The organism is Halomonas sp. HG01 (assembly GCF_000968715.2).
GTDB classification, from domain to species: Bacteria; Pseudomonadota; Gammaproteobacteria; order Pseudomonadales; family Halomonadaceae; genus Halomonas; species Halomonas halophila.
Map to the genome: position 1 here is coordinate 749182 of NZ_CP022134.1, position 21060 is coordinate 770241.

18 protein-coding genes are annotated in these 21060 nt (G+C 70.1%); 11 read left to right on the plus strand and 7 right to left on the minus strand.

Going from position 1 to position 21060, the window contains the following annotated elements:
- The first annotated feature begins 129 nt into the window (after positions 1-129).
- The 6 genes from UN84_RS03345 to UN84_RS03370 all read left to right on the plus strand — a co-directional run bounded on the left by UN84_RS03345 (position 130) and on the right by UN84_RS03370 (position 7103).
- Positions 130-2085, plus strand: coding sequence for a ligand-gated channel protein (locus UN84_RS03345; RefSeq protein WP_046079134.1), 1956 nt, complete (start codon positions 130-132; stop codon positions 2083-2085).
- Between the two features lie 93 nt (positions 2086-2178).
- The gene (locus UN84_RS03350; protein ID WP_082090887.1) at positions 2179-3057 is read left to right on the plus strand and encodes an ABC transporter substrate-binding protein; all 879 of its coding nucleotides are present in this window, start codon (positions 2179-2181) and stop codon (positions 3055-3057) included.
- Positions 3058-3216: 159 nt separating this feature from the next.
- On the plus strand, positions 3217-4152 hold the full coding sequence (locus tag UN84_RS03355; RefSeq protein ID WP_046079133.1) for an ABC transporter substrate-binding protein: 936 nt from the start codon (positions 3217-3219) through the stop codon (positions 4150-4152).
- A 59-nt stretch (positions 4153-4211) separates the two neighbouring features.
- The gene (locus tag UN84_RS03360; RefSeq protein WP_046079132.1) at positions 4212-5180 is read left to right on the plus strand and encodes a FecCD family ABC transporter permease; all 969 of its coding nucleotides are present in this window, start codon (positions 4212-4214) and stop codon (positions 5178-5180) included.
- Positions 5181-5226: 46 nt separating this feature from the next.
- A complete protein-coding gene (locus tag UN84_RS03365) occupies positions 5227-6318 on the plus strand; it encodes a FecCD family ABC transporter permease (RefSeq protein ID WP_173835038.1) in 1092 nt (363 codons plus the stop codon).
- Positions 6315-7103 (plus strand): ABC transporter ATP-binding protein, encoded by a 789-nt coding sequence (locus tag UN84_RS03370; RefSeq protein WP_046079130.1) that lies wholly within the window; start codon positions 6315-6317, stop codon positions 7101-7103. Before UN84_RS03365 ends, UN84_RS03370 begins: the two co-directional genes overlap by 4 nt.
- A gap of 63 nt (positions 7104-7166) precedes the next feature.
- On the opposite strand, the gene UN84_RS03375 is transcribed toward UN84_RS03370, so the two are convergent.
- Positions 7167-7715, minus strand: coding sequence for a PRC-barrel domain-containing protein (locus UN84_RS03375; protein WP_035592859.1), 549 nt, complete (start codon positions 7713-7715; stop codon positions 7167-7169).
- Positions 7716-7907: 192 nt separating this feature from the next.
- Between UN84_RS03375 and UN84_RS03380 the strand changes: the two genes are divergently transcribed.
- Genes UN84_RS03380 through UN84_RS03395 form a run of 4 tightly spaced genes read left to right on the plus strand, consistent with a single transcriptional unit; the run spans position 7908 to position 11979 of the window.
- On the plus strand, positions 7908-8861 hold the full coding sequence (locus UN84_RS03380; RefSeq protein ID WP_046079129.1) for a metal ABC transporter solute-binding protein, Zn/Mn family: 954 nt from the start codon (positions 7908-7910) through the stop codon (positions 8859-8861).
- A 39-nt stretch (positions 8862-8900) separates the two neighbouring features.
- Positions 8901-9683 carry a metal ABC transporter ATP-binding protein gene (locus tag UN84_RS03385; RefSeq protein WP_035592861.1) on the plus strand — a complete coding sequence of 261 codons (783 nt, stop codon included), beginning with the start codon at positions 8901-8903 and terminating at the stop codon, positions 9681-9683.
- Positions 9683-10831, plus strand: a complete 1149-nt coding sequence (locus UN84_RS03390; RefSeq protein ID WP_046079128.1) for an iron chelate uptake ABC transporter family permease subunit — start codon at positions 9683-9685, stop codon at positions 10829-10831. Before UN84_RS03385 ends, UN84_RS03390 begins: the two co-directional genes overlap by 1 nt.
- Entirely contained in the window at positions 10831-11979 is a 1149-nt protein-coding gene (locus UN84_RS03395) for a metal ABC transporter permease (RefSeq protein ID WP_046079127.1), read from the plus strand. Before UN84_RS03390 ends, UN84_RS03395 begins: the two co-directional genes overlap by 1 nt.
- Before the next feature lie 7 nt (positions 11980-11986).
- On the opposite strand, the gene UN84_RS03400 is transcribed toward UN84_RS03395, so the two are convergent.
- The 6 genes from UN84_RS03400 to UN84_RS03425 form a co-directional block, all read right to left on the minus strand.
- Entirely contained in the window at positions 11987-12907 is a 921-nt protein-coding gene (locus UN84_RS03400) for a sucrase ferredoxin (protein WP_046079126.1), read from the minus strand.
- Positions 12904-13749: an ABC transporter ATP-binding protein gene (locus UN84_RS03405; RefSeq protein ID WP_046079125.1), complete on the minus strand. Its 846-nt coding sequence runs from the start codon at positions 13747-13749 to the stop codon at positions 12904-12906. Before UN84_RS03405 ends, UN84_RS03400 begins: the two co-directional genes overlap by 4 nt.
- A gap of 140 nt (positions 13750-13889) precedes the next feature.
- Entirely contained in the window at positions 13890-14927 is a 1038-nt protein-coding gene (locus UN84_RS03410; protein WP_046079124.1) for a FecCD family ABC transporter permease, read from the minus strand.
- Positions 14924-15928 carry a FecCD family ABC transporter permease gene (locus UN84_RS03415; protein ID WP_107181704.1) on the minus strand — a complete coding sequence of 335 codons (1005 nt, stop codon included), beginning with the start codon at positions 15926-15928 and terminating at the stop codon, positions 14924-14926. Before UN84_RS03415 ends, UN84_RS03410 begins: the two co-directional genes overlap by 4 nt.
- Entirely contained in the window at positions 15922-16941 is a 1020-nt protein-coding gene (locus UN84_RS03420; RefSeq protein WP_082090886.1) for an ABC transporter substrate-binding protein, read from the minus strand. Before UN84_RS03420 ends, UN84_RS03415 begins: the two co-directional genes overlap by 7 nt.
- A 77-nt stretch (positions 16942-17018) precedes the next feature.
- The gene (locus UN84_RS03425; protein ID WP_082090885.1) at positions 17019-19163 is read right to left on the minus strand and encodes a TonB-dependent receptor; all 2145 of its coding nucleotides are present in this window, start codon (positions 19161-19163) and stop codon (positions 17019-17021) included.
- A 224-nt stretch (positions 19164-19387) separates the two neighbouring features.
- Here UN84_RS03425 and UN84_RS03430 point away from each other — a divergent pair, with 224 nt between their 5' ends.
- Entirely contained in the window at positions 19388-21052 is a 1665-nt protein-coding gene (locus UN84_RS03430; protein ID WP_046079121.1) for a multidrug ABC transporter permease/ATP-binding protein, read from the plus strand.
- The last annotated feature ends 8 nt before the right edge of the window (positions 21053-21060 follow it).

Genomic DNA, 21060 nt, shown 5'->3' on the forward strand with positions numbered 1-21060 from the left:
CCGTTGCGCGTTTGGCAACGCGGCGTACGAGGACGTGGGCGAACGAATATGGAAGAATGTGAATGATAAAAATTCCTATTCACTAAAAGCCGGCCCAGCGGCCGGTGGGATCTTCAGGAGTCGCAACCGATGTCGTTTCCCTCTTCCCGCACCGTCCTTGCCACGCTGATCGCCGGCCTGGCGGCGTCTACCGCCGCGGCCCAGGAAACGGCCCGGCTCGACGATGTGGTGGTCACCGCCGCCGGGTACGAGCAGCAGGTCCAGGATGCCCCGGCCTCGATCAGCGTGATCACCCGCGAGGAGCTGGAAGGCCGCGCCTACCGGGACATCACCGATGCGCTGCGCAACGTGCCGGGCGTGACCGTCACCGGCGGCGGTTCGTCCCAGGACATCAGCATCCGCGGCATGGGCGCCAAGTACACCCTGCTGCTGGTCGACGGCAAGCGCCAGGGCTCGCGGGAAACCCGCCCCAACAGCGATGGCCCGGGCATCGAGCAGGGCTGGATGCCGCCGCTGTCGGCCATCGAGCGCATCGAGGTGATCCGCGGGCCGATGTCGTCGCTGTACGGCTCCGATGCGCTGGGCGGGGTGATCAACGTCATCACCCGCAAGGTGCCGCAGGAGTGGGGCGGCGAGGTCTCGACCGGCATGACGCTCCAGCAGGACTCTGCCTCCGGCGACGAGCACAACAGCCGCTTCTACGTGGCCGGTCCGCTGGTGGCCGAGCGGCTCGGCCTGCAGGTCTACGGGCAATATGACCAGCGCGACGAGGACGCCATCATCGGCGGCTACGCCGACCAGCGCCTGGCCAGCGGCACCGCGAAGCTGACCTGGACCCCCGACGACATCAACGAGATCGGCCTGGAAGCGGGCTACAGCGAGCAGCGCCGGATCACCAATCCCGGTGAGTCCGTGGCACTGGTGGGGCGTCGGGGGCCGAACGAGCGCTCCGAGCAGAAGTACGACCGCCGCCACTTCGCGCTGAGCCACGACGGCTACTTCGACTTCGGCAGCACCGAGAGCTACGTGCAGCACGAGGAGGTCGACAACCCCTCGCGCGACATGAACTACCGGAGCACTGTGGCGGACACCAAGGCGGTGCTGCCGCTGGGCGCCCATATCCTGACCCTGGGCGGCCAGTACGAGAAGCAGCGTCTGGAGGACGGCGGCAACGAATCCGCGACGTCCAGCCTGAGCGAGCTGGAACGCTATCGCTGGGCGCTGTACGCCGAGGACGAATGGATGCTGACCGAGGACGTCTCGCTGACCGGCGGCGTGCGCCTCAACGAGGACGAGAAGTACGGCAGCCACTGGTCGCCGCGCCTCTATGGCGTCTGGCACCTGGACGATCGCTGGACCCTGAAGGGCGGCGTTTCCTCGGGCTTCCGGGCGCCGGATCTGCGTGCCACCAACGCCGACTGGGTCCAGGTCAGCCGTGGCGGCAACATCTACGGCAACCCGGACCTGGAGGCGGAAACCTCGCTCAGCCAGGAACTGGGCCTGCACTACGCCGCTGACAACGGCCTGCTGGCCGGCCTGACCGTCTTCCATACCGACTTCGAGGACAAGATCACCCGCGTGGCCTGTCCGACCTCCGTGTGCACCGAAGGGGCCAACCAGTTCGGCTCCGATCCGACCTACCGGCTCAATGTCGACGAGGCGGTCACCCGAGGCGTCGAATTCTCGCTGTCCACGCCACTGGCCGACAACCTGGACCTGAGCACCAGCTACACCTACACCGACTCCGAGCAGAAGACCGGCGAATACAAGGGCGAGCCGCTGAACCAGCTGCCCAAGCATCAGGTCACGGCGTCGCTGGACTGGCAGGCCACCGAGCGCCTGAGCCAGTGGACGCGCCTGACCTATCGCGGCGAGGAGAGCCAGCCCACGACCGGCCCGTCCCGGGATGCCATCGTCGCCCCGTCCTACACCTTCGTCGACGCCGGCCTCGGGTATCAGCTGACGCCGCAGACCACCCTCAACGCCGGCCTCTACAACCTCTTCGACGAGGACATCACCGAGGAAGAGTACGGCTACGTCGAGGACGGCCGCCGCCTGTGGCTGGGCATCAACGTCGAGTTCTGATCGCCGCCACCGAGCAGGACACCACGCCGCGGCCGGGCACTCCGCCCGGTCGCGGTCGAAGATGGGCAATTCACGGATGAACCACAGGAGAGCATGATGACGAACGGATGGTTACGCACTGCGGTGATGGTCGGCGCCTGCGCCGCCCCGATGATGGCCCAGGCCCATGACGTCGAGGGCGAGGCGCACGGTCCCGCCGTGGTCAGCTTCGACTGGGGCGCCGCGGACACCCTGGCGGCGCTGGGGCTCGAGGAGCATCTGGTCGGCGTGCCGCATCAGGCGGCCCCGGCCTATGTGGCGGCCCTGGCGGAAGGGCGCGCCGACGTCGGCGGGCTCAAGTCGCCGGACCTCGAGGCGATCGCCGGCCTCGCGCCGGAGCTGATCCTGATTACCGGCCGCCAGTCGGCCTCACAGGGTGACCTCGAGGCGCTGGCCGAGACCCGCGACGTCACCCTCGCCGAAGGCGACTACTTCGCCGCGCTGAGCGACAAGGTGCAGGCCCTGGCCGCGCCCTACGGCGCCGAGGCGCAGGCCAGCGAGCGTCTGGCGGCGCTTGAGGCCGATATCGAGGCGGCCCGCGCGTCGCTGGCCGATGATCTCGAGGCGGTGGTGGTGACCCACAACGACGGTGGCTACTCGCTGCGCCAGGAGCCGGTGATCGGCGAGCTGCTGGGCATCGACCAGCCGGAGGTGCCGGCCTCGGTGGAGCCGGTGAGCCATGGCAGCCGCACCTTCACCCCGCTGGCCCCGGCCGATATCGCCGCGATGGCCCCGGACGCGCTGTTCGTGGTCGACCGCAGTGCGGCCATCGGCGACACCCCGCTGGACCTCGCCGGGCTGGAAGCGGCGCTGGCCGAGGCGGGCGGAGAGACGATCGACGTGACGGTGCTGACACCGGACCTGTGGTATCTCTCCGGCGACGGCCTGCAAAGCGTCCACGCCCAGCTGGGCGACGTCGTCGACAGCCTCTAGTTCCGCTTCCTGCGCTCCTGCTTCGGCATCGGTTGCCGTTGCGAAACGCCGAACGCGACGTTGCGGTGCGCAGGGCTGAGAACTGGTTTGAGATTCATTATCATCGGTAATCATTCGCATGATCGGGCGCGTCAGCGCCCGGCAAGCCCAGGAGCTTCCATGTCAGTTTCCCTGCCCAAGGCGTCGACCCTGATCGGCGCCTGCCTGGTGGCGGCGTTCGCCGCCGCGGTCACGCCGGCCCAGGCGCGCATGCTGGATACCGCCCACGGCGAGATCGAGGTCCCCGACGCGCCCGAGCGCGTGGTCACGCTCTATGAAGGCGCCCTGGACACCGCCCTGGCGGCCGGCGTGATGCCGGTGGGCGCCGTCACCACCCGCGGCGGCGACGACGTGGCCCGCTACATCGAGCCGCACCTCGGCGATCAGCGCCCGGCGATCGTCGGCGTGGTGCGCGAGATCAACATGGAAGCGGTGGTGGGCGAGCGCCCGGATCTGATCCTGGCCGGGCCGCGCCTGCCCGATGCCCAGTACCGGCTGCTGTCGCGCATCGCGCCCACCGTGGTGCCTCAGAGCCCGGGCATCACGCCCGACGCCTGGAAGGTCGAGGGCCGCCAGTTCGGCGAGGCCCTGGGCCGCGAGGACGCGGTGAACGCGGCCATCGATCACGTCGAGGCGCGCACCGCCGAGCTGCGCGAGACTCTGGGGGGCGCCGAGGCCCGGACCGCGAATCTGGTGCGCTGGATGCCCCAGGGCCCGCTGGTAATGTCCGATCAGCTGTTCGCCAGCGGCATGCTGGAAGCCGTCGGCCTGGACGTGGCCTCCAGCGGTCTGGTCAACGACGGCGGTGTGCACAGCGATCCGCTGAGCCTGGAGAACCTGTCACGGCTGCAGGGCGACTGGCTGTTCCTCGCCACCCTCAACGAGGAAGGTGACGCCGCCCTGGCCGCGGCCAAGGATTCCCCGGCCTTCGCCCGCCTGCCGGTGGTCGAGAACGGCCAGGTGGTGCCGGTGGACGGTCAGCTGTGGACCAGCGCCAACGGCCCGCTGGCCGCCGAGGCCATTCTCGACGATATCGAAGCGGCGCTCGTGCCCTGATGTCGAAGGCAGCCACCGTCAAGATCGAGCCCCGCCCATCGGCGGGGCTTTCCCGTGTCATGCTGATGCTTTCCGGGCTGCTGGCGCTGGCGGTCCTGGCCAGCCTGCTGTGGGGCGCCGGCGAGGTCGGCCCTGGTCGTGCCCTGGCGGTGCTCGCCGGCCACAGCGACGGCGAGGCGCGCTTCGTGGTCGAGACCCTGCGCCTGCCGCGGACCCTGATCGGCATTGCCGTGGGGCTGTCCCTGGGCGTGGCCGGGGCGCTGCTGCAGGCGGTGTCGCGCAATCCGCTGGCCGAGCCCGGGCTGCTCGGCGTCAGCGCCGGGGCGGCCTTCGCCGTGGCCGTGGCGCTGTGGCTGGGCGCCAGTGCGGCGACACTGCGCGTGGCCGTGGCCCAGATCGGGGCCCTGGTCGGCTGCTTCGCGGTGATGAGCGTGGTGCGGCTGCGCGGCCTGGGCGACGATCCGGTGCGCCTGGTGCTGGCCGGCGCCGCCTTCTCGGCGCTGCTGGCCTCGCTGACCTCGCTGCTGCTGCTGTTCGATCAGCGCACCGCCGACGAGATCCGTTTCTGGGTGGTCGGCAGCCTGGCCGGCCGCCGTCTCGACGACCTTGCCGCCGTGCTGCCGAGCCTGGGGCTGGCGCTGGTCGTCACCGCACTGATCGCCCGGCCCCTGGCGGCGCTGGCGCTGGGCGAGCGGGTCGCCTCCGGGCTCGGCCATCGCCCCGGCCGGGTGAGGGCCCTGGTGGTGATCGCCGTGGCGCTGCTGGTCGGTGCCGCCACCGCCATTGCCGGGCCGATCGCCTTCGTCGGACTGGTGGTGCCCTTCGCGGCGCGCGCCCTGGCCGGTCCCGATATTCGTCGCACCCTATGGCTGTGCCTGCCGCTGGGCCCGCTGATGGTGCTCACCGCCGACGTGGTCTCGCGGCTGGTGGTGGCGCCGTCGGAGCTGCCGCTGGGCGTGCTCACCGCCCTGGTCGGCGCCCCGGTGCTGGTCGCCGTGGTGCGCGCCCGTCGACTGCCGACACTGTGAGCCGGAGACCCTGATGTCCGAGACCCAGATGTCCGATACCCTGCTGATGCCTTCCCGCGCCGACGCCCCGCGCCTCGAGGCGGGCGCCGCCGAGCGCATCGCGCCGCCGCCCGGCTACTGGCGCCTGGCACGGGGCGAACGCCATCTGCTGGTCGAGCGCCGCGCACTGCTCGTCGGCCTGCTGCTGCTGGGGTTGCTGGCGGCAGCCTCGCTGGCCTATCTGTGCCTGGGCCAGCAGTCGCTGTCGCCCGCCGGCGCCTGGGCGGCGCTGCGCGGAGAGGGTGATCCGCTGGCCGGTTTCCTGGTGCAGGAGCTGCGTTTCCCCAGGCTGCTGGCGGCCTGGCTGACCGGGGCGGCGCTGGCCCTGGCCGGCTGCCTGATGCAGACCCTGGCCCGCAACCGCCTGGCCACCCCCGGCATCATCGGCATCGACAACGGTGCCACCGCCTTCGCCGTGGCTTCGGTGGTGGGGCTTGGCGTGTCGCTGGCGCCGCCGGCCATGGCGCTGGTCGGTGCCGCCACTGCCGCAGCCGTCACCTTCGGGGTGGCCACCGGCGGCGACACCCGCGGCTATCGCTTCATCGTCGCCGGCATCGGCGTCGGCGCGGTGTTCGGCGCGATCACCCAGCTGCTGCTGGCGCGGGTGGACATCGATACTGCCAACCAGGCCTACCCGTGGACCGTGGGTACCCTGAATGCCCGCCCGGGCGGCGCCGTGGCGGTGCTGGGCATCGGTCTGGCGATCGGCTGGCCGCTGGCCATGGCGTTGGCCCGCTCGCTGTCGCTGATGCGCTTCAGCGATGCCGTGGCCCGCGGGCTCGGCGTCGGGCTGCGCCGCCGGCGCGCCCAGATTCTCGGGCTGTCGGTGCTGTTGACCGCGCTGGCGGTGGCGGTGGCCGGGCCGGTGGGCATGGTCGGGCTGATCGGACCGGAGATCGCCCGCTCGTTGTCCACGTCGCGGGGCGTGCCGCTGGTCGCCTCGGCCCTGGCCGGCGCCCTGGTGATGGTGCTGGCCGACCTGACCGGCCGGCTGCTGCTGGCCCCCATCGAACTGCCGGTGGGCATCGTCACCGCCGTGGTCGGCGGCCCCTGGCTGCTGTGGATCCTGATGCGTCCCGCCAATAGGAGAGTTTCATGAACGCCCCGCAACGCCTGCAGGCCGAGGCGCTGAGCCTGAGCCACGGCCGCCGAACGGTCATCGCGGACCTGGCCGTCGCGCTGCCGCCGGGCAAGGTGACCGCCATCGTCGGCCCCAATGGCTGCGGCAAGTCGACCCTGCTGGCCGGCCTGGCGCGGTTGCACGCGCCGGACGCGGGCGCGGTGCTGCTCGACGGCCAGGACATCCAGCGGCTGCCGGCCCGAGAGCTGGCGCGGCGCCTGGCGCTGCTGCCCCAGGAGGCCACGGCGCCGGAGGGGCTGACCGTGGGCGACCTGATCCGCTTCGGCCGCCAGCCGCACCAGGGCTGGCTGCGCCAGTGGTCCGGCGACGACCAGCGCGCGGTGGAGGCGGCGGTGGCTGCGGCGGGGCTGGAGGCCCTGGCGGATCGGCCGCTGGAGGCGCTCTCCGGCGGCCAGCGCCAGCGCGCCTGGATTGCCATGACCATCGCCCAGCAGACGCCGCTGCTGCTGCTCGACGAGCCGACCTCGGCGCTGGACCTGGGCCATCAGCTGGAGGTCTTCGAGCTGGTCCGGCGCCTGGCCGCCGACGGCCGCACCCTGGCGCTGGTGCTGCATGACCTGGCCAGCGCCTGCCGCTATGCCGATCACCTGGTGGCCATGCGCGACGGGCGCATCGTCGCCCAGGGCACGCCCGCCGAGGTGGTCACCGAGGCGCTGGTGCGCGAGCTCTACGGCGTGACCTGCACCCTGGTGCCCGATCCGGCCACCGGCACGCCGATCCTGACCGACCTGCGTCGGGCCTGAACGCGATACGCCCCGGCAGGGCCGGGGCGTATGGGCGCGTGACGGCGTGTCGCCGAGACGGGATTATTCGGCGGCCTTCTGGGCGCTCTCGCCGGCGTTCTGCAGGGCCTGGCCGATGCGGTCCAGGGCGGTGGACGCGCCTTCCTGGGTGGTTTCCCAGGCACTGGCGGCGCCTTCCCGGGTATCGGCCCAGGCGTCACGCATGCTCTCGCGGGCCTGGTTCCACCAGCCATCGGTGTATTCGGGCTGGTCGCGCAGGCTGGCGGCGTCGAGGCTCAGGGTGACGCGGTATTCGATGTCCTCGATGCGCTCGCCGTGGCGGGTCTCGACCTTGAACTGGTCGGCCTCGACCACGTACTGCTTCTCGTTGAGGTCAAGCAGGCTACCGGAGTCGATGACCAGGGCGCGCAGGCGCATGTCGTCGTCGAGCAGCACGTCTTCCACTTCACCGATCGAGCGCTCGGGATCCTCCTGGGTATAGACGTCGGCATCCAGCAGCTCGTCGGCGGAGTAGAGACCCTGGGGCGCGGCCGAGGCCGTGGCGCTGACGGTCAGGCCAGTGGCGAGCAGGGCGGCGGTGATACTCGTCTTGCGCAGGGAATCGCGGGTCATGGCGTCTCTCCTTGAGTCGGTGTCCATGTGGCCGTCTTGCGTCGACGACACCCATTAGTGTCGTCTGATGTCCATGAGTTTCAAGTCGTCGTGTAACAGTGTGTGAGACGCGACGCTTTTACCTCGGCGTGGCCGGGGTGTTATATCTGCGGGGGCGGCACACCGGGAGGGACAAGGATGCGGATGCGATGGATGAGCATGGGGCTTGCCATGGCCCTGGGGAGCGGGCCGCTGCAGGCGGCGGAGCCGCTGGAGACGGTGGTGACCATCGGCATGCTCGGCGATGTCGCCGAGCGGGTCGGTGGCGAGTGCGTCGAGGTCACGGCGCTGATGGGGCCGGGGGTGGACCCGCACCTCTTCCAGGCCAGCGCCCGGGACGTGGCGACCCTGCAGCGTGCCGAGACCATCCTCTATTCGGGTTACAAGTTGGAAGGCCAGCTCGGCGACGTGCTGGAACGCTTCGCCGAGATCACGACGACCGTGGCGGTCTCGCCCGCCGCCATCGGCGAGGACGCGCTGATTCGGGTGCAGGATGCCTACGGCATCGATCCCCACCTGTGGATGGACGTGTCGCTGTGGGCGCAGACCCTGCCGGTGCTGGCCGAGACCTTCGCCGAGGCGCGCCCCGAGTGCGCGGCGACGATGCGGGCCAACGCCGAGGCCTATGGCCGCGAGCTCGCCGCCCTGCACGACTGGATCGCGGCCAGCGTCGCCTCCATTCCCGAGCAGCAGCGTATCCTGGTCACCGCCCATGACGCCTTCAACTACTACGGCCGGGCCTATGACATCGAGGTCGCCGGCATCCAGGGCATCAGCACCGAGACCGAGACCGGTGTGGCCGATATCCGGGCCATGACCGAGGCGGTGGTGACCCGCGGGGTGCCGGCGGTGTTCGTCGAGAGCACCATCAATCCGCGCACCGTCCAGGCGGTGATCGACGCCGCCCGCCAGCGCGGTCAGGAGGTCTCGATCGGTGCCCAGCTGTACGCCGATGCCATGGGCGAGGCGGGAACCGCGGAGGGCACCTACATCGGCATGCTGCATGCCAACACCCGGCACATCGTCGAGGCGCTCGGCGGCACCCCGGCGCCGCTGCCCGAGGCGCTGGCCGACTGGGCCGCCCGCTGGGAGATTCCCGCTCCCTGATCTTCCTTCCACGCATCTCACGCATCGAATAGGCCCACCATGACGCAGCCGCTGCATGAACCCGATCTCGCCCTGCACGTCGAGGACCTGACGGTCAGCTACCACAGCAAGCCGGTGCTGTGGGACATCGACTTCGACGTGCCGCCCGGGGTGATGGCCGGTATCGTCGGTCCCAACGGGGCCGGCAAGAGCACGCTGATCAAGAGCGTGCTGGGGCTGGTGCCCTCGGTGGCCGGCCACGTGCGGCTGTTCGGCCTGCCCTACAAGTCGCATCGCCGCCGCGTGGGCTACGTGCCGCAGCGCTCCAGCGTCGACTGGGACTTTCCCACCACCGCCCTGGACGTGGTCACCATGGGGCTCTATGGTCGGCTGGGCTGGCTCCGGCGTCCTGGCCGGCGCGAGCGCCGGGAGGCCATGTCGGCGCTGGAGCAGGTCGGCATGGCCGACCTCGCCGGACGCCAGATCAGCCAGCTCTCCGGTGGCCAGCAGCAGCGGGTGTTCCTGGCCCGGGCGCTGGTCCAGCAGGCCGATGTCTATTTCCTCGACGAGCCCATGGCCGGGGTCGACGCCACCACCGAGCGCGCCATCGTCGACATCCTTCGCCGCCTGCGCGACCAGGGCAAGACGCTGATCGTCGTGCACCATGACCTGCAGACGGTGCGCAGCTACTTCGACTGGCTGCTGCTGCTCAACGTGCGGGTCATCGCCCAGGGGCCGGTGCGCGAGGTCTATACCGCCGACAACCTGCGCCGCGCCTACGGCGGCCAGATCGCGCTGCTCGACGAAGCCGGCATGCTGGCCGGGGAGGGCGACGCCTCGTGATGGCCTCGCTGCTGAGCCTGTTGAACGACTACACCCTGCAGAACGTCATGGCCGGCGCCGCCCTGCTGGGGCTGATCAGCGGCGTGCTGGGCTGCTTCGCGGTGCTGCGTCGCCAGAGCCTGCTCGGCGACACCATGTCCCATGCGGCGCTGCCCGGGGTCTGTCTGGGCTTCATCATCGCCGGTGGGCGTCACATGGGCAGCATCCTGACCGGCGCGCTGGTGACCGGCGCCCTGGCGGCGCTGACGATGCTGCTGCTGACGCGCCTCAGCCGGCTCAAGACGGACGCGGCCCTGGGCATCGCCTTGAGCGTCTTCTTCGCTCTCGGGGTGGTGCTGCTGACCCATATCCAGGGCATGAACAACGCGTCCCAGGGCGGCCTCGACGCCTTCCTGTTCGGCCAGGCGGCGGCCACCCTGCGCGCCGACGTGTGGATCATGGCCGGCATCACCGCGATCGCCCTGGCACTGGTGGCGGTGCTGTGGAAGGAGTTCAAGCTGGTAACCTTCGACGCCGAGTTTGCCGCTTCTCTGGGCTTGCCGGTGGTCTGGCTCGAGGCGCTGCTGACGATGATGGTCGCGCTGGCCGTGGTGGTCGGCCTGCAGATGGTCGGCGTGGTGCTGATGGCGGCCATGATCATCGCCCCGGCGGTGGCGGCCCGGCAGTGGAGCCGGCGTCTCGAGGGCATGGTGACGCTGGCCGCGCTCATCGGTATGGCCGGTGGCGTGCTGGGCGCGCTGCTCAGTGCCCTGTCGCGTGGCCTGGCCACCGGACCGCTGATCATTCTCAGCGTCTCCGCCGTGGTGCTGCTGTCGATCGCCCTGGCGCCGGGGCGCGGCCTGGCATGGGAGGCACTGCGGCTGTGGCGGGGGCGTCGACGCCTGCGTCAGCAGCAGGTGCTGACCACCCTCTACGGGCTCGCCGCTCGCCACGAGGATCCGGTGTTCCGCTCCGAGCAGGGGCTGATCGACAGCTACCACGGGCTGCGCACCCGTACCGCGCTGCGCAAGCTCGAGCGTCGCGGCCTGGTCGAATGGGGCGAGGCGCCGCCGGGAGAGCCGGGGCCGTCGCGGCGCTGGCTGCTGACGCCGGCGGGTCGTGCCGAGGCCGAGCGGGTGCTGGCCTCGCTGTACGAGGAGGGCGCCTGATGCTGGCTGCGCTGTTCGACAATCCCGCGGCGATGATCATGCTGGTGGGCGCCCTGGTGGGCATCGCCTCGACCCTGGTGGGCACCTTCCTGGTGCTGCGCGGCAACAGCATGCTCTCGGACGCCATCGGCCACGCCATCGTGTTCGGCATCGTCATCGTGTGGCTGGTGACCCACCAGCAGAGCGGGCCGTTGCAGATCCTCGGTGCCGCGCTGACGGGGCTGCTCACGGTGGTGCTCACCGAACTGCTGGTCAGCACCCGGCGGGTCAAGCAGGACGCCGCCATCGGCCTGGTGTTTCCGGTGCTGTTCTCGATCGGCGTGCTGCTGCTCAATCTGTATGCCCGGGACGTGCACATCGACACCCATACCGTGCTGCTCGGCGAGATCGGCTTCGTGTGGCTCGATACCGTCACCCTGGGCGAGTATCGGGTGCCCCAGGCGCTGCTCTCGATGGGCGCCATGACGCTGCTCAACGCCGCCTTCGTCGGCTGTTTCTTCAAGGAGCTCAAGCTGGCCACCTTCGACGAGGGGCTGGCCCGGGCCCTGGGGTTGGCCCCGGGGCTGTTGTTCCATGGTCTGCTGCTGCTGACCAGCGGCACCGCGGTGGCGGCCTTCGACGCCGTGGGGGCGGTGCTGTTCGTGGCGTTCGTCATCGTGCCGCCGGCCACGGCCTATCTGCTGACCGACCGGCTGTGGCTGATGTTCGTCTACGGCATCCTGGTCTCGATACTGTCCAGCATCTCGGGCTATGTCCTGGCGGTGGCCTGGGACGTCTCGATCGGCGGCATGATGGCGGTGATGACCGGCGCGTTCCTGCTGGTGGCCTTCCTGGCCGGTCCACGTTACGGAGTGGTCGCCCAGTGGTTCCGGCGTCGCGGCCAGCGGCGCCTCAACGAGATCCGCACCCTGGCCGTGCACCTCTACAACCACGAGGGCAGCCCCGAGCAGCACGAGGAGAACGTCACCCGGGCGCTGCGCGAGCACCTGCTGTGGGACGATGCCAAGGCGCGCCGGGTGGTGGCGCGCAGCCGCGAGCAGGCGCTGATCGAGCGCAACGGCGAAGCGCTGCATCTGACCCCGGGCGGCCGCGAGCTGGCCCGGGAGATCCTCGAGCCGGGGCGTCGGGCCACGGACGGACAGGGGTAGGCGGCGCTCAGGCCTCGCCCGGCGGGAGGGGCTCGACCTCGACGGCGCGCCAGACGGGGCTCGGCGTGGCGCCGTCGCTTTCCAGGTCGGCGCAGGTGTCGAGACGCATCACGGTGTCGACCCGGCAGTGCACGACCAGCCGGCCGACATGGGCGCCGTCTTGCCAGTCGAACGTCAGCCGGCGGGCCTCGTCGTCGCCGTCCTCTGTCGCGAGGCGTGGCATCGCGACCCGCTCCCGGTTCTCGAGCCAGCCCAGCGCGGCGTGCTGGGCGCACTGCTGCACCGGCGACAGGTGGCCGTCGCCGCGGTAGCAGGGCAGGTAGGGCCTTCCCCGGGCCTCGGCTTCGAGCAGCGGCAGCACGTCGGCCTCGGTGATGCGCCCGTACTTGCGCAGCGCGGGAAACAGGATGGCGCTGGCGGCCAGCCGGCAGCCGCCCAGGTGGCTGCTCTCCCAGACCTCGAATGGCAGGTCGTGGGCGTCGATCGCCATGGCGAGCGCCTTGTAGGCGGCGAAGCCGAACTTGGCGCAGCACTTGTCCTTCTTGCCGTGGGTGCAGCACAGGAGCAGCGCGCCGGAGGGCGCCTCGGTCTCCCAGCGGGCCAACGATTCGCCGTTGTCGAAGGCGGCCAGGAACGCCGGCAGCGCCTCGCGCTCGACCTCGAAGCCGCGGTTCTCGGGCATCAGGTAGAGGCGATGGCGGTGGCTGGGGTGCCCGTGGCGGTGGATCAGGTTGACCCGGCGGCCGGCCTCGGCCAGGGCATCGAGCCGGGCCAAGATTTCTGCCGGCATGTCGCTGGCGTGGCGCAGGTTGCGCTGCCACTTGGCGCTCGGCCAAGCGAGCAGCAGATTGCGCTCGGCGTGTGTGGCGGTGCCAGCCAGGGGATCTTGGACGGCGGCGCTCTCGACCGCGCAGAAGCGCCGGCTCATGCGCTGACCTCGCGCTGGGCTTCTCGACGCGAGCGGGCCAGGGGCGACTGGAGAGGCACGCAAACCGGGCCGCCGCCCTGGGGATCGTCGATGACATGGGCATCGAGGTCGAAGACCCGCTTCAGGTTCTCGGCGGTGAACACTTCGGTAGGCGTGCCTCGCCGTTCGATGTGTCCGTCGCGCATCATCACCAGTTCGTCGGCATAGGCCGCTGCCAGGTTGAGGTCGTGCAGCACCACCAGCAGAGTGCGGCCCTGATCGTGGGCCAGTGCCACCAGCAGTTCCAGCAGTTCGACCTGGACCTTGAGGTCGAGGAAGGTGGTGGGCTCGTCGAGCAGGATCAGGTCCGTCTCCTGGGCCAGCACCATGGCGATCCAACAGCGCTGGCGCTGGCCGCCGGAGAGGGCGTCGACGCTGCGCTCGGCGAACTCCGTGACACCGGCGTAGGCCATCGCCTCGCGCACCGCGCGGGCGTCGCCCTCGGCGTCCTGGCGCCACAGCCGCTGGTGGGGGAAGCGGCCCATGGCCACGAGCTGGCGGACCGTCAGGCCCTCTGGGGCATCCGGCCCCTGAGGCAGGATGCCCAGGCGCTGGGCCACGTCCCGGGTGCGGCGACGGTGGATGTCCTGGCCGTCGAGGTAGACCCGGCCGCCGTCCGGCGTCAGGGTCCGCGCCAGGGTCTTCAGCAGTGTCGACTTGCCACAGCCGTTGGGGCCGAGCAGCACCGTCAGCTTGCCTTCGGTCACCGCCAGGTCGACGCCGTCCAGCACGGGGCGGGCGTCGTAGCCGGCACGCAGGGCTTCGCCCGTCAGGCGGGCCGTCGGGGCGGCGATCTTGGACATGGGAAAGTGTCGATCCGGGCTGGAAGGAGGCAGGGCAAGGTAAGACAAAACATTCTCATTTTCAACGTATGCCGGGCCGGCGGCCGAGACTGCCTCGGGCGCCCGTCCGCCGGGCGCTGTCGTCGTGTGCTGGCTCCGTTTCAACGGCGGCTGCGATACAGCAGATAGACGAAGAAGGGCGCGCCCACGCCCGAGACGAAGATGCCGGCCGGCAGGTCCTTGGGCAGGAACGCCACCCGCCCCAGCAGGTCGGCGTATAGCACGATCAGGGCGCCGATCAGCGCGGCGACGGGCGCCAGCCGAGCGAAGCCGCGGCCCACCAGGCGCGCCGCGATATGGGGTGCGATCAGGCCCACGAAGCTGAGCCCGCCGGCGAAGGCCACGGCCGCGCCGGCCAGCGCCACGCTGCAGGCCATCAGCAGCAGCCGGCTGCGCAGCAGGTTCACGCCGAGCCCCAGGGCCACGTGATCGCCCAGCGCCATGGCGTCCATGTGTCGCGACTGAGTCAGGCACAGCGGCACGGCGACCAGCAGCCAGGGCAGCAGGCCCATCACGTCCGGCCACTGGGCGGCATAGAGGCTGCCGGTCAGCCACACGTAGGCGCCCATGGCGGCGCTGTCGTCGCTGATCACGATCAGCAGTGTCGTCATGGCGCCCATGGCGGCGGAGAGCCCGATGCCGACCAGCACCATGCGCGACGGCGAGAGGCCGCGCCGCCAGGCCAGCGAGAACACCAGCAGGGCGCTGAGCAGCGCGCCGCCGAGCGCCGAGGCCGGCAGCCACTGGCGGTCAAGGCCGGCTCCGATCAGCGCGAGGAAGGCCACGGCGGCCAGGGCGGCGCCGCTGGTGATGCCGATCACGTCCGGCGAGGCCAGCGGATTGCGCACGATGCCCTGGAGGATGGCGCCCGCTACGGCCAGCGCCGCGCCGACCAGCACGGCCAGCAGCAGGCGCGGCAGGCGCAGTTCCCAGACGATGAAGGCGATGTCGCTGTGCCGGGGCGCCATCAGCGCATGCACGACCTCATCGAAGGCGGTGGGGAAGCTGCCGAGGGTCAGCGACAGGCCGACGCTGGCCAGCAGCGCCAGGCCCAGCAGCGCGAGCACGATGGCGTGGCGCGATGCCCGGGATTTGCCGTCGTCGTCAGCCGGGTGTGGCAGGGAAGAGGAAGGCGTCATGAGCGGGCCGATGTCCTGCGTGCCAGATGAATGAAGAAGGGCGTGCCGATCAGCGCGGTCATCACGCCCACCGGCACGTCCTGCGGGGGCATCAGGAAGCGCGAGGCGACGTCGGCCAGCAGCAGCAGACTGGCGCCCAGCAGTGCGCAGGCCGGCAGCAGCCAGCGATGGTCGACGCCGAACAGGCATCGCGCCATGTGCGGCACGATGAGGCCGACGAAGCCGATCATGCCGGCCAGCGCCACCGAGCCGCCGGCGAGCAGGATCACCGCCAGGCCGAGCAGCAGCTTGACGGTGCCGGCGCGCAGGCCCAGCCCCTGCACCGTCTCGTCGCCCAGCATCAGGGCGTTGGCGTGGCGGACCAGCGCAGCGCACAGCAGCAGGGCGGCGCCGAACAGCGGCAGCAGCGGCACCACCAGCGACAGCTCGCGCCCGGAGACGGAGCCGGCCAGCCAGTACAGCACGCTCTCGAAGCTCTGCCGGTCGACGATCAGCAGGCCTTGGCTGAACGAGACGAACATGGCGCTGACGGCCACGCCCGCCAGCACCACTCGCAGCGGCGACAGCTCGCCGCGTCGGCCGCGGCTCAGCAGCGCGATCAGGCCCGCGGCGACGAAGCCGCCCAGCAGTGCGGCCCAGACGATCTCGCCCGGCGCATGCAGGGGCAGCCACGAGACCGCTATCACCACGAAGAACATGGCCCCAGCGTTGATGCCCAGCAGGCTCGGTGAGGCCAGGGGGTTACGGGTCAGGGTCTGCATCAGGGCGCCAGCGATGGCCAGGCTAGCGCCGACCAGGGCGGCGATCACCGCCCGCGGCAGGCGCTCGGTGCGAATGATGAGATGCGCGACCCGGGCGGGATCGTAGTGCCAGAGGGCCTGCAGAAAGGTCGGTGCCGGGATCTCCGTGGTGCCCAGCATCAGGCTCGCGACGAACGCCGCCGCCGCCAGCATCAGGCCCAGTAGCAGCCCGGCGAGGCGCGATCGTCGGCCGTTCAGCATGCGACGGCCTCCTCGTCGGGCGCCGCGCATGACGAGGCCGGTGGCGTCAGCCCGTAGTGGGCATAGAGATCGTCGAGCATGGCGTTGGCGGCCAGGATGCCGCCGCCCATGATCCAGTTCACCGCATCCACCTCGAACACGCGGTCATGGCGTACCGCGTTCAGGCGTTGCCACAGCGGGTGGGAGCGCCAGTGGCGGTAGTTGCGGGCAATGGCGGGATCGTCCGGTTCCAGCAGCACGAAGATCACGTCGGCATCGATGACCGGAATGTTCTCCTCGCTGGTCAGCTTCATGCCCCAGCCCTGGTCCTGCACGGAGCTCGGCTGTTCGAAGCCCAGCTCGTCGAGAATCGAGCCGGCGAAGCCGGTGGAGTAGATGCGCACGTGGTCGCTCTTGAAGCGCACCACGGCGGCCCTCTGCGGCCAGGCGTCGCCCAGCGCGCGCCGGATGCGGCGGCGGAAGTCGGCCACACGGGCGTCCCAGTCGTGGAGCAGCGCCCGGGCACGCGCCTCCCGGCCCGTGGCCTTGGCCAGCAGCCTCAGGCTGGCCTTGAAGTCGAAGACGCTTTCGCTTGCCACCGTCGGTGCCATGGCCTCGAGCAGCGGCCGGACTCGCTGATGGCGAAAGCGCGTGGCTACGATTAGGTCCGGGTCCAGCCAGGCGATCTTCTCGAGGTTGGGCTGGGTCTCCAGGCCGACGTGCACCACGCCATCCAGAGCCTCGCGCAGATAGCGATACATCGGCGGTTCCAGCCACGAATCGACGACGCCGACCGGAGTGATGCCGAGCGCCACCGCGCTGTCTGTCGCGCCCTGGTAGAGGGTGACGACGCGCTGTGGCATGTCGGGAACGGACGTGTCACCGAAAGCGTTGGTGACGCCATGGCCGCCGGAGGGCACGTCGGCGGCGACGGCGCCTAGCGGCATCAGCAGGGCCAGCAGCGCTGCCAGCCATCGGCGCAGGCGAACGGCGTCCGTCCAAGCGCGATTCGAGTGGGAAGCAGTGTCGGGCATCGCGATCGGGCCAGCAGGAAACGGAAAGGAGCGGCATCCTGAGATGCCGCTCATGAAAGGCGTCATACGACGGCGGCTCAGAAGTTGAGCTGATAGCTCAGGGTCAGAGTGCGGCCGCGACCCTTGAAGTAGTACTCGTCGCTGTTGCGGGCGGCCTGGGAGTAGTAGGTGAAGTAGTCCTCGTCGGTGAGGTTCTCCACGCCCAGGCTGGTGCGGCCCACCGGCAGGCGATAGGTCAGCGAGGCGTCGACCAGGCCGTAGCCGTCGAACTCCAGCTCGGGGTCGTCGACGCTTCGGTTGAAGTAGCGGCTGAACTGCAGATGCGTGGAAAGCTCGTCGTTCCAGGCCGCGCTCCAGGCCAGCTTGAGGGTGTCCGGAGCGATGTTGATGCCGGTCAGCTCGGTGTCGACGCTGCCGTCGCCGTCGGTGTCCGACTCGCCTTCGGCGTGGGTGTAGGACAGCCGCAGCCGGTGGCGATCGCTGACCCGGGCCTCGCCGGTGACCTCGACGCCCTGGATCTCGGTCTTCTCGCGACTGCCGACCCAGGTGCCGTTCTCGAAGGCCAGGCGCTCGCCGTAGTCGGAGTTCGACTCGTAGTAGCTCAACTCGAGGCCGTAGCGATCCCAGTCGAAGCGGGCGCCGATCTCGCGGTTATCGGTGACGATGGGCTGCAGCTGCAGCAGGCCGTCAACGCTCTGGCCGGGTTCGCCGATGCCGCGTAGCACGCGGCCCACGTCCGGCATGCCGAAGCCTTCGGAGTAGTTGGCGTAGAGCTGCGCCCACTCGGTGGCCTGATAGACGATGCCTGCGTTGTACAGCGTCTCGTCGAAGTCGGGCGTGCCGCCCTCGACGCTGACGTTGTCCTGGGTGACGTTGCTGCGGTCGATGGTCGAGAAGTCGTCGACGTCGAGCTCGGCGCGCTCGTGGCGCACGCCGGCGTGCAGGCTGACCGCATCGGTCAGGCTGTAGTCGCCCTGCAGGAAGGCGGCGACGTTGCGGAACTGCGTCTCCGGTACGTAGGTGCGGTCGGTGTGCACCAGCATCTGCCGCGTCTCGTCCTCGAGCAGGTCGAGGCCGGTGGTCAGGGTCAGGCGATCGTTCAGCAGGCCGTCGCGGGACAGGGTGAACTTGGCGCCGACCTTGTCGGACTCGTTGCGGGTCTGGTCGTAGCGGGTCGTGCCGTCGTCGCCCTGGTAGGGGAAGTAGGGCGTGGTGCCGAACTGGGCCCGGAAGCGCTGGGTATAGAGCTGAGCGTCTACGCTGTTGCCGAGCCAGTCGTCATGGGAGTACGACAGCCGGGCGGTGGTGACCTCGTTGAAGCCGGGATCGCCGATCGGATCGCCCTTGCGCGCGGTGGTCGCGATGCCCGCGTCGCGGTCGCCCGTTACCGGGACATAGTCTCCGTTGCCCTCCAGCTCGAAGCGGTTGAGCGAGACCTCGACGTTCTGGCGATCGTCGATCCAGTAGCCCGCCTTGGCCATCAGGTCGTAGCTCTCGGCGTTCTGGATCTCGCCGGGATAGGCGATGCCGACCTCGTCGTCGCTGCCGTCGTAGAAGACGCCCCGCTCCTGGCGGCTGGCGGCCAACACATAGTCCCAGTCGCCGGTCTGGCCGCTCAGGCGATAGTCCAGCTTGTGGCCGAAGCCCTCGGACTCGAAGTCGTCGTCGCTGGTCAGGCTGATGCCGGCGTGCTGGCTCACCCCGGCGCCGTCGGGACGCTTGGTCACGTAATTGATGATTCCGCCGGTGGCGCCCAGACCGTGCTCGGCGCTGGCGCCGTGGATGACTTCGATGCGCTCGACCATCGAGAGGTCGATGGTGTAGCTGTCACGCCCGCTGTCGCGCAGTGGGTTGGACTGGGGCACGCCGTCGACCAGGAACAGCGGTGCGCGACCGCGGAAGGTCTCACCGGCGTTGGAGAGCTTCTGGCGGCTGGGCGAGTAGGAGGGAATCAGGTTGCTGAGCACCTGGCCCGGATCCTGGGTGATGGCCAGCTGCTGCTCGATCTGTTCGCGGGTGATGACGGTGACCTTCTGGGGCGTCTCGTCCACGCGGCTTTGATTGCGCTTGGCGGTGATCACCAGCGGGTTCATGGCCTGGGCATCGGTCGCGTTCGGCGCCTCGCTGGCGGACTGGGCCAGCGCCGTGACGGGCAGGGTGAAACCGAGGACGAGCGGCAGCATCGGCAGCCGCTGGAGATGCGGATGTCGGAGAGTGGGCATGTCGTGATGATCCCTTGTTCGATCCGGGGGATGGTTATCGTTGTGTGTCGAGGCCGATAGTATGTCTCGATATTGCAAACGATAATTCTTTTCATTGTGTTGCGCAATTCGGGAAGGCGTGTCCCGTGTGACGCAAGATGGCGGCATCGCCGTGCCCGCATTGACGCCTGCCCTCACAGGCGGACAATGCCTCCTTTCCTATCGCCCCATAACAAGGATGCATCGTGGAACTGCTGCGCGTCGTCTATCGCCATTACCGCTGGCCCTTCCTCGGCGTGATGCTGCTCAGCCTGGCCAGCGCCGGGCTTGGCATCGGTGCCATCGCCTTCATCAACCGGCGGCTGATCGACACCGTCGGCGATCCTGCCGGCGTGCTGCCAGCCTTCCTCGGCGTGGTGGTCGCGCTGCTGGTGGTGACGCTGGCCTCGCAGCTGGCGCTGACCATCCTCGGCCATCATTTCGTCCACGGGCTGCGCGGGCGGCTGGTGAAGCAGATCCTCGATACCGACGTCGAGCGCCTCGAGCGCCTCGGCAGCGCCGAACTGCTGGCCAGCCTGTCGAGCGACATCCGCAACGTGACCATCGCCTTCGTGCGCCTGCCGGAGCTGATCCAGGGCCTGGTGCTGACCGTCGGCTCGGCGCTTTATCTGGGCTGGCTGTCGCCGGGCCTGCTCGTGGTCACGGCCGCCTGGCTGGCCGTCACCATCGCCGTCAGCTCCTGGCTGGTGGCGCGGGTCTATCGGCATCTCTCGCGGGTACGCGAGAGCGAGGACCGGCTCTACCGCGACTACGAGGCGGTCATCCACGGGCGCAAGGAGCTGGCGCTCAACCGCGGACGGGCGCGGCGCCTCTACGACGAGCGCTACGAAGTCGACGCCCGCGACTACCGCGGCCAGATCATCCGCGCCGACACCTACCACCTGAGCGCGATCAACTGGTCGAATATCATGATGCTCGGCGCCATCGGCGTGGTGTTCTTCCTTGCCAACGGCCTGGGCTGGGCCAGCACCTCGGTGGCGGCGACCTACTCGCTGACCCTGCTGTTCCTGCGCACGCCGCTGCTGCAGGCCATCGGCGCGCTGCCGACGCTGATGAGCGCCCAGGTGGCTTTCGACAAGATCGCGGCGCTCGAACTGGCCGAGGCCGAGCGCGATTTCGCGGTGGCCGAGGCCGAGCCGGGCGACTGGCAGACCCTGAGCCTGCACGGCGTGCGCTTCGCCTACACCGGCGCGGACGGTGAGGCCGGCTTCGCCGTCGGCCCCCTGGACCTGACGCTGCGGCGCGGCGAGATGGTGTTCCTGATCGGCGGCAACGGCAGCGGCAAGTCGACCCTGGCCAAGCTGCTGACGGGCCTCTATCGGCCCCAGGAGGGCGAGCTGCTGCTGGACGGCGAGCCGCTGAGGGATGCCGCGTCCTACCGGCAGCGTTTCTCCGCGGTGTTCAGCGATTTTCACCAGTTCGCGGATCTGGTCGGGCCCGAGGGCGCCCAGGCCGACCCCGCCCTGGTCGAGGCGTGGCTGGAGGAGCTGGCGATGCGCGACAAGCTGGCCTTCGACGGCCAGAGCGTGACCAATCCCGAGCTCTCCCAGGGGCAGCGCAAGCGGCTGGCGCTGCTGATGGCGGTGGCCGAGGAGCGCGACCTGCTGCTGCTCGACGAGTGGGCCGCCGATCAGGACCCGCAGTTCCGCCGGGTCTTCTATCGCGACCTGCTGCCGCGGCTGCAGGCGATGGGAAAGACGGTGTTCGCCATCAGCCACGACGACCATTACTTCGATCACGCCGACCGGCTGCTGGAGATGCATGGTGGCAGGCTGAGCGAACTGACGGGCGACCAGCGGCTGAGCGTCAGCCGGGACGCGGTGGCCCGGCTCGACGAAGTGAGGGGGTAGCCGGTCGG

Bases quoted from the DNA above. Each gene is read 5' to 3' on its own strand.
- UN84_RS03380 (WP_046079129.1), top strand. From the start codon at position 7,908: ATGAGCATGGGGCTTGCCATGGCCCTGGGGAGCGGGCCGCTGCAGGCG.
- UN84_RS03375 (WP_035592859.1), bottom strand. From the start codon at position 7,715: ATGACCCGCGATTCCCTGCGCAAGACGAGTATCACCGCCGCCCTGCTC.
- UN84_RS03385 (WP_035592861.1), top strand. From the start codon at position 8,901: ATGACGCAGCCGCTGCATGAACCCGATCTCGCCCTGCACGTCGAGGAC.
- UN84_RS03360 (WP_046079132.1), top strand. From the start codon at position 4,212: ATGCTGATGCTTTCCGGGCTGCTGGCGCTGGCGGTCCTGGCCAGCCTG.
- UN84_RS03355 (WP_046079133.1), top strand. From the start codon at position 3,217: ATGTCAGTTTCCCTGCCCAAGGCGTCGACCCTGATCGGCGCCTGCCTG.
- UN84_RS03395 (WP_046079127.1), top strand. From the start codon at position 10,831: ATGCTGGCTGCGCTGTTCGACAATCCCGCGGCGATGATCATGCTGGTG.
- UN84_RS03350 (WP_082090887.1), top strand. From the start codon at position 2,179: ATGATGACGAACGGATGGTTACGCACTGCGGTGATGGTCGGCGCCTGC.
- UN84_RS03415 (WP_107181704.1), bottom strand. From the start codon at position 15,928: ATGCTGAACGGCCGACGATCGCGCCTCGCCGGGCTGCTACTGGGCCTG.
- UN84_RS03365 (WP_173835038.1), top strand. From the start codon at position 5,227: ATGCCTTCCCGCGCCGACGCCCCGCGCCTCGAGGCGGGCGCCGCCGAG.
- UN84_RS03425 (WP_082090885.1), bottom strand. From the start codon at position 19,163: ATGCCCACTCTCCGACATCCGCATCTCCAGCGGCTGCCGATGCTGCCG.
- UN84_RS03410 (WP_046079124.1), bottom strand. From the start codon at position 14,927: ATGACGCCTTCCTCTTCCCTGCCACACCCGGCTGACGACGACGGCAAA.
- UN84_RS03345 (WP_046079134.1), top strand. From the start codon at position 130: ATGTCGTTTCCCTCTTCCCGCACCGTCCTTGCCACGCTGATCGCCGGC.
- UN84_RS03390 (WP_046079128.1), top strand. From the start codon at position 9,683: ATGGCCTCGCTGCTGAGCCTGTTGAACGACTACACCCTGCAGAACGTC.
- UN84_RS03420 (WP_082090886.1), bottom strand. From the start codon at position 16,941: ATGCCCGACACTGCTTCCCACTCGAATCGCGCTTGGACGGACGCCGTT.
- UN84_RS03405 (WP_046079125.1), bottom strand. From the start codon at position 13,749: ATGTCCAAGATCGCCGCCCCGACGGCCCGCCTGACGGGCGAAGCCCTG.
- UN84_RS03400 (WP_046079126.1), bottom strand. From the start codon at position 12,907: ATGAGCCGGCGCTTCTGCGCGGTCGAGAGCGCCGCCGTCCAAGATCCC.
- UN84_RS03370 (WP_046079130.1), top strand. From the start codon at position 6,315: ATGAACGCCCCGCAACGCCTGCAGGCCGAGGCGCTGAGCCTGAGCCAC.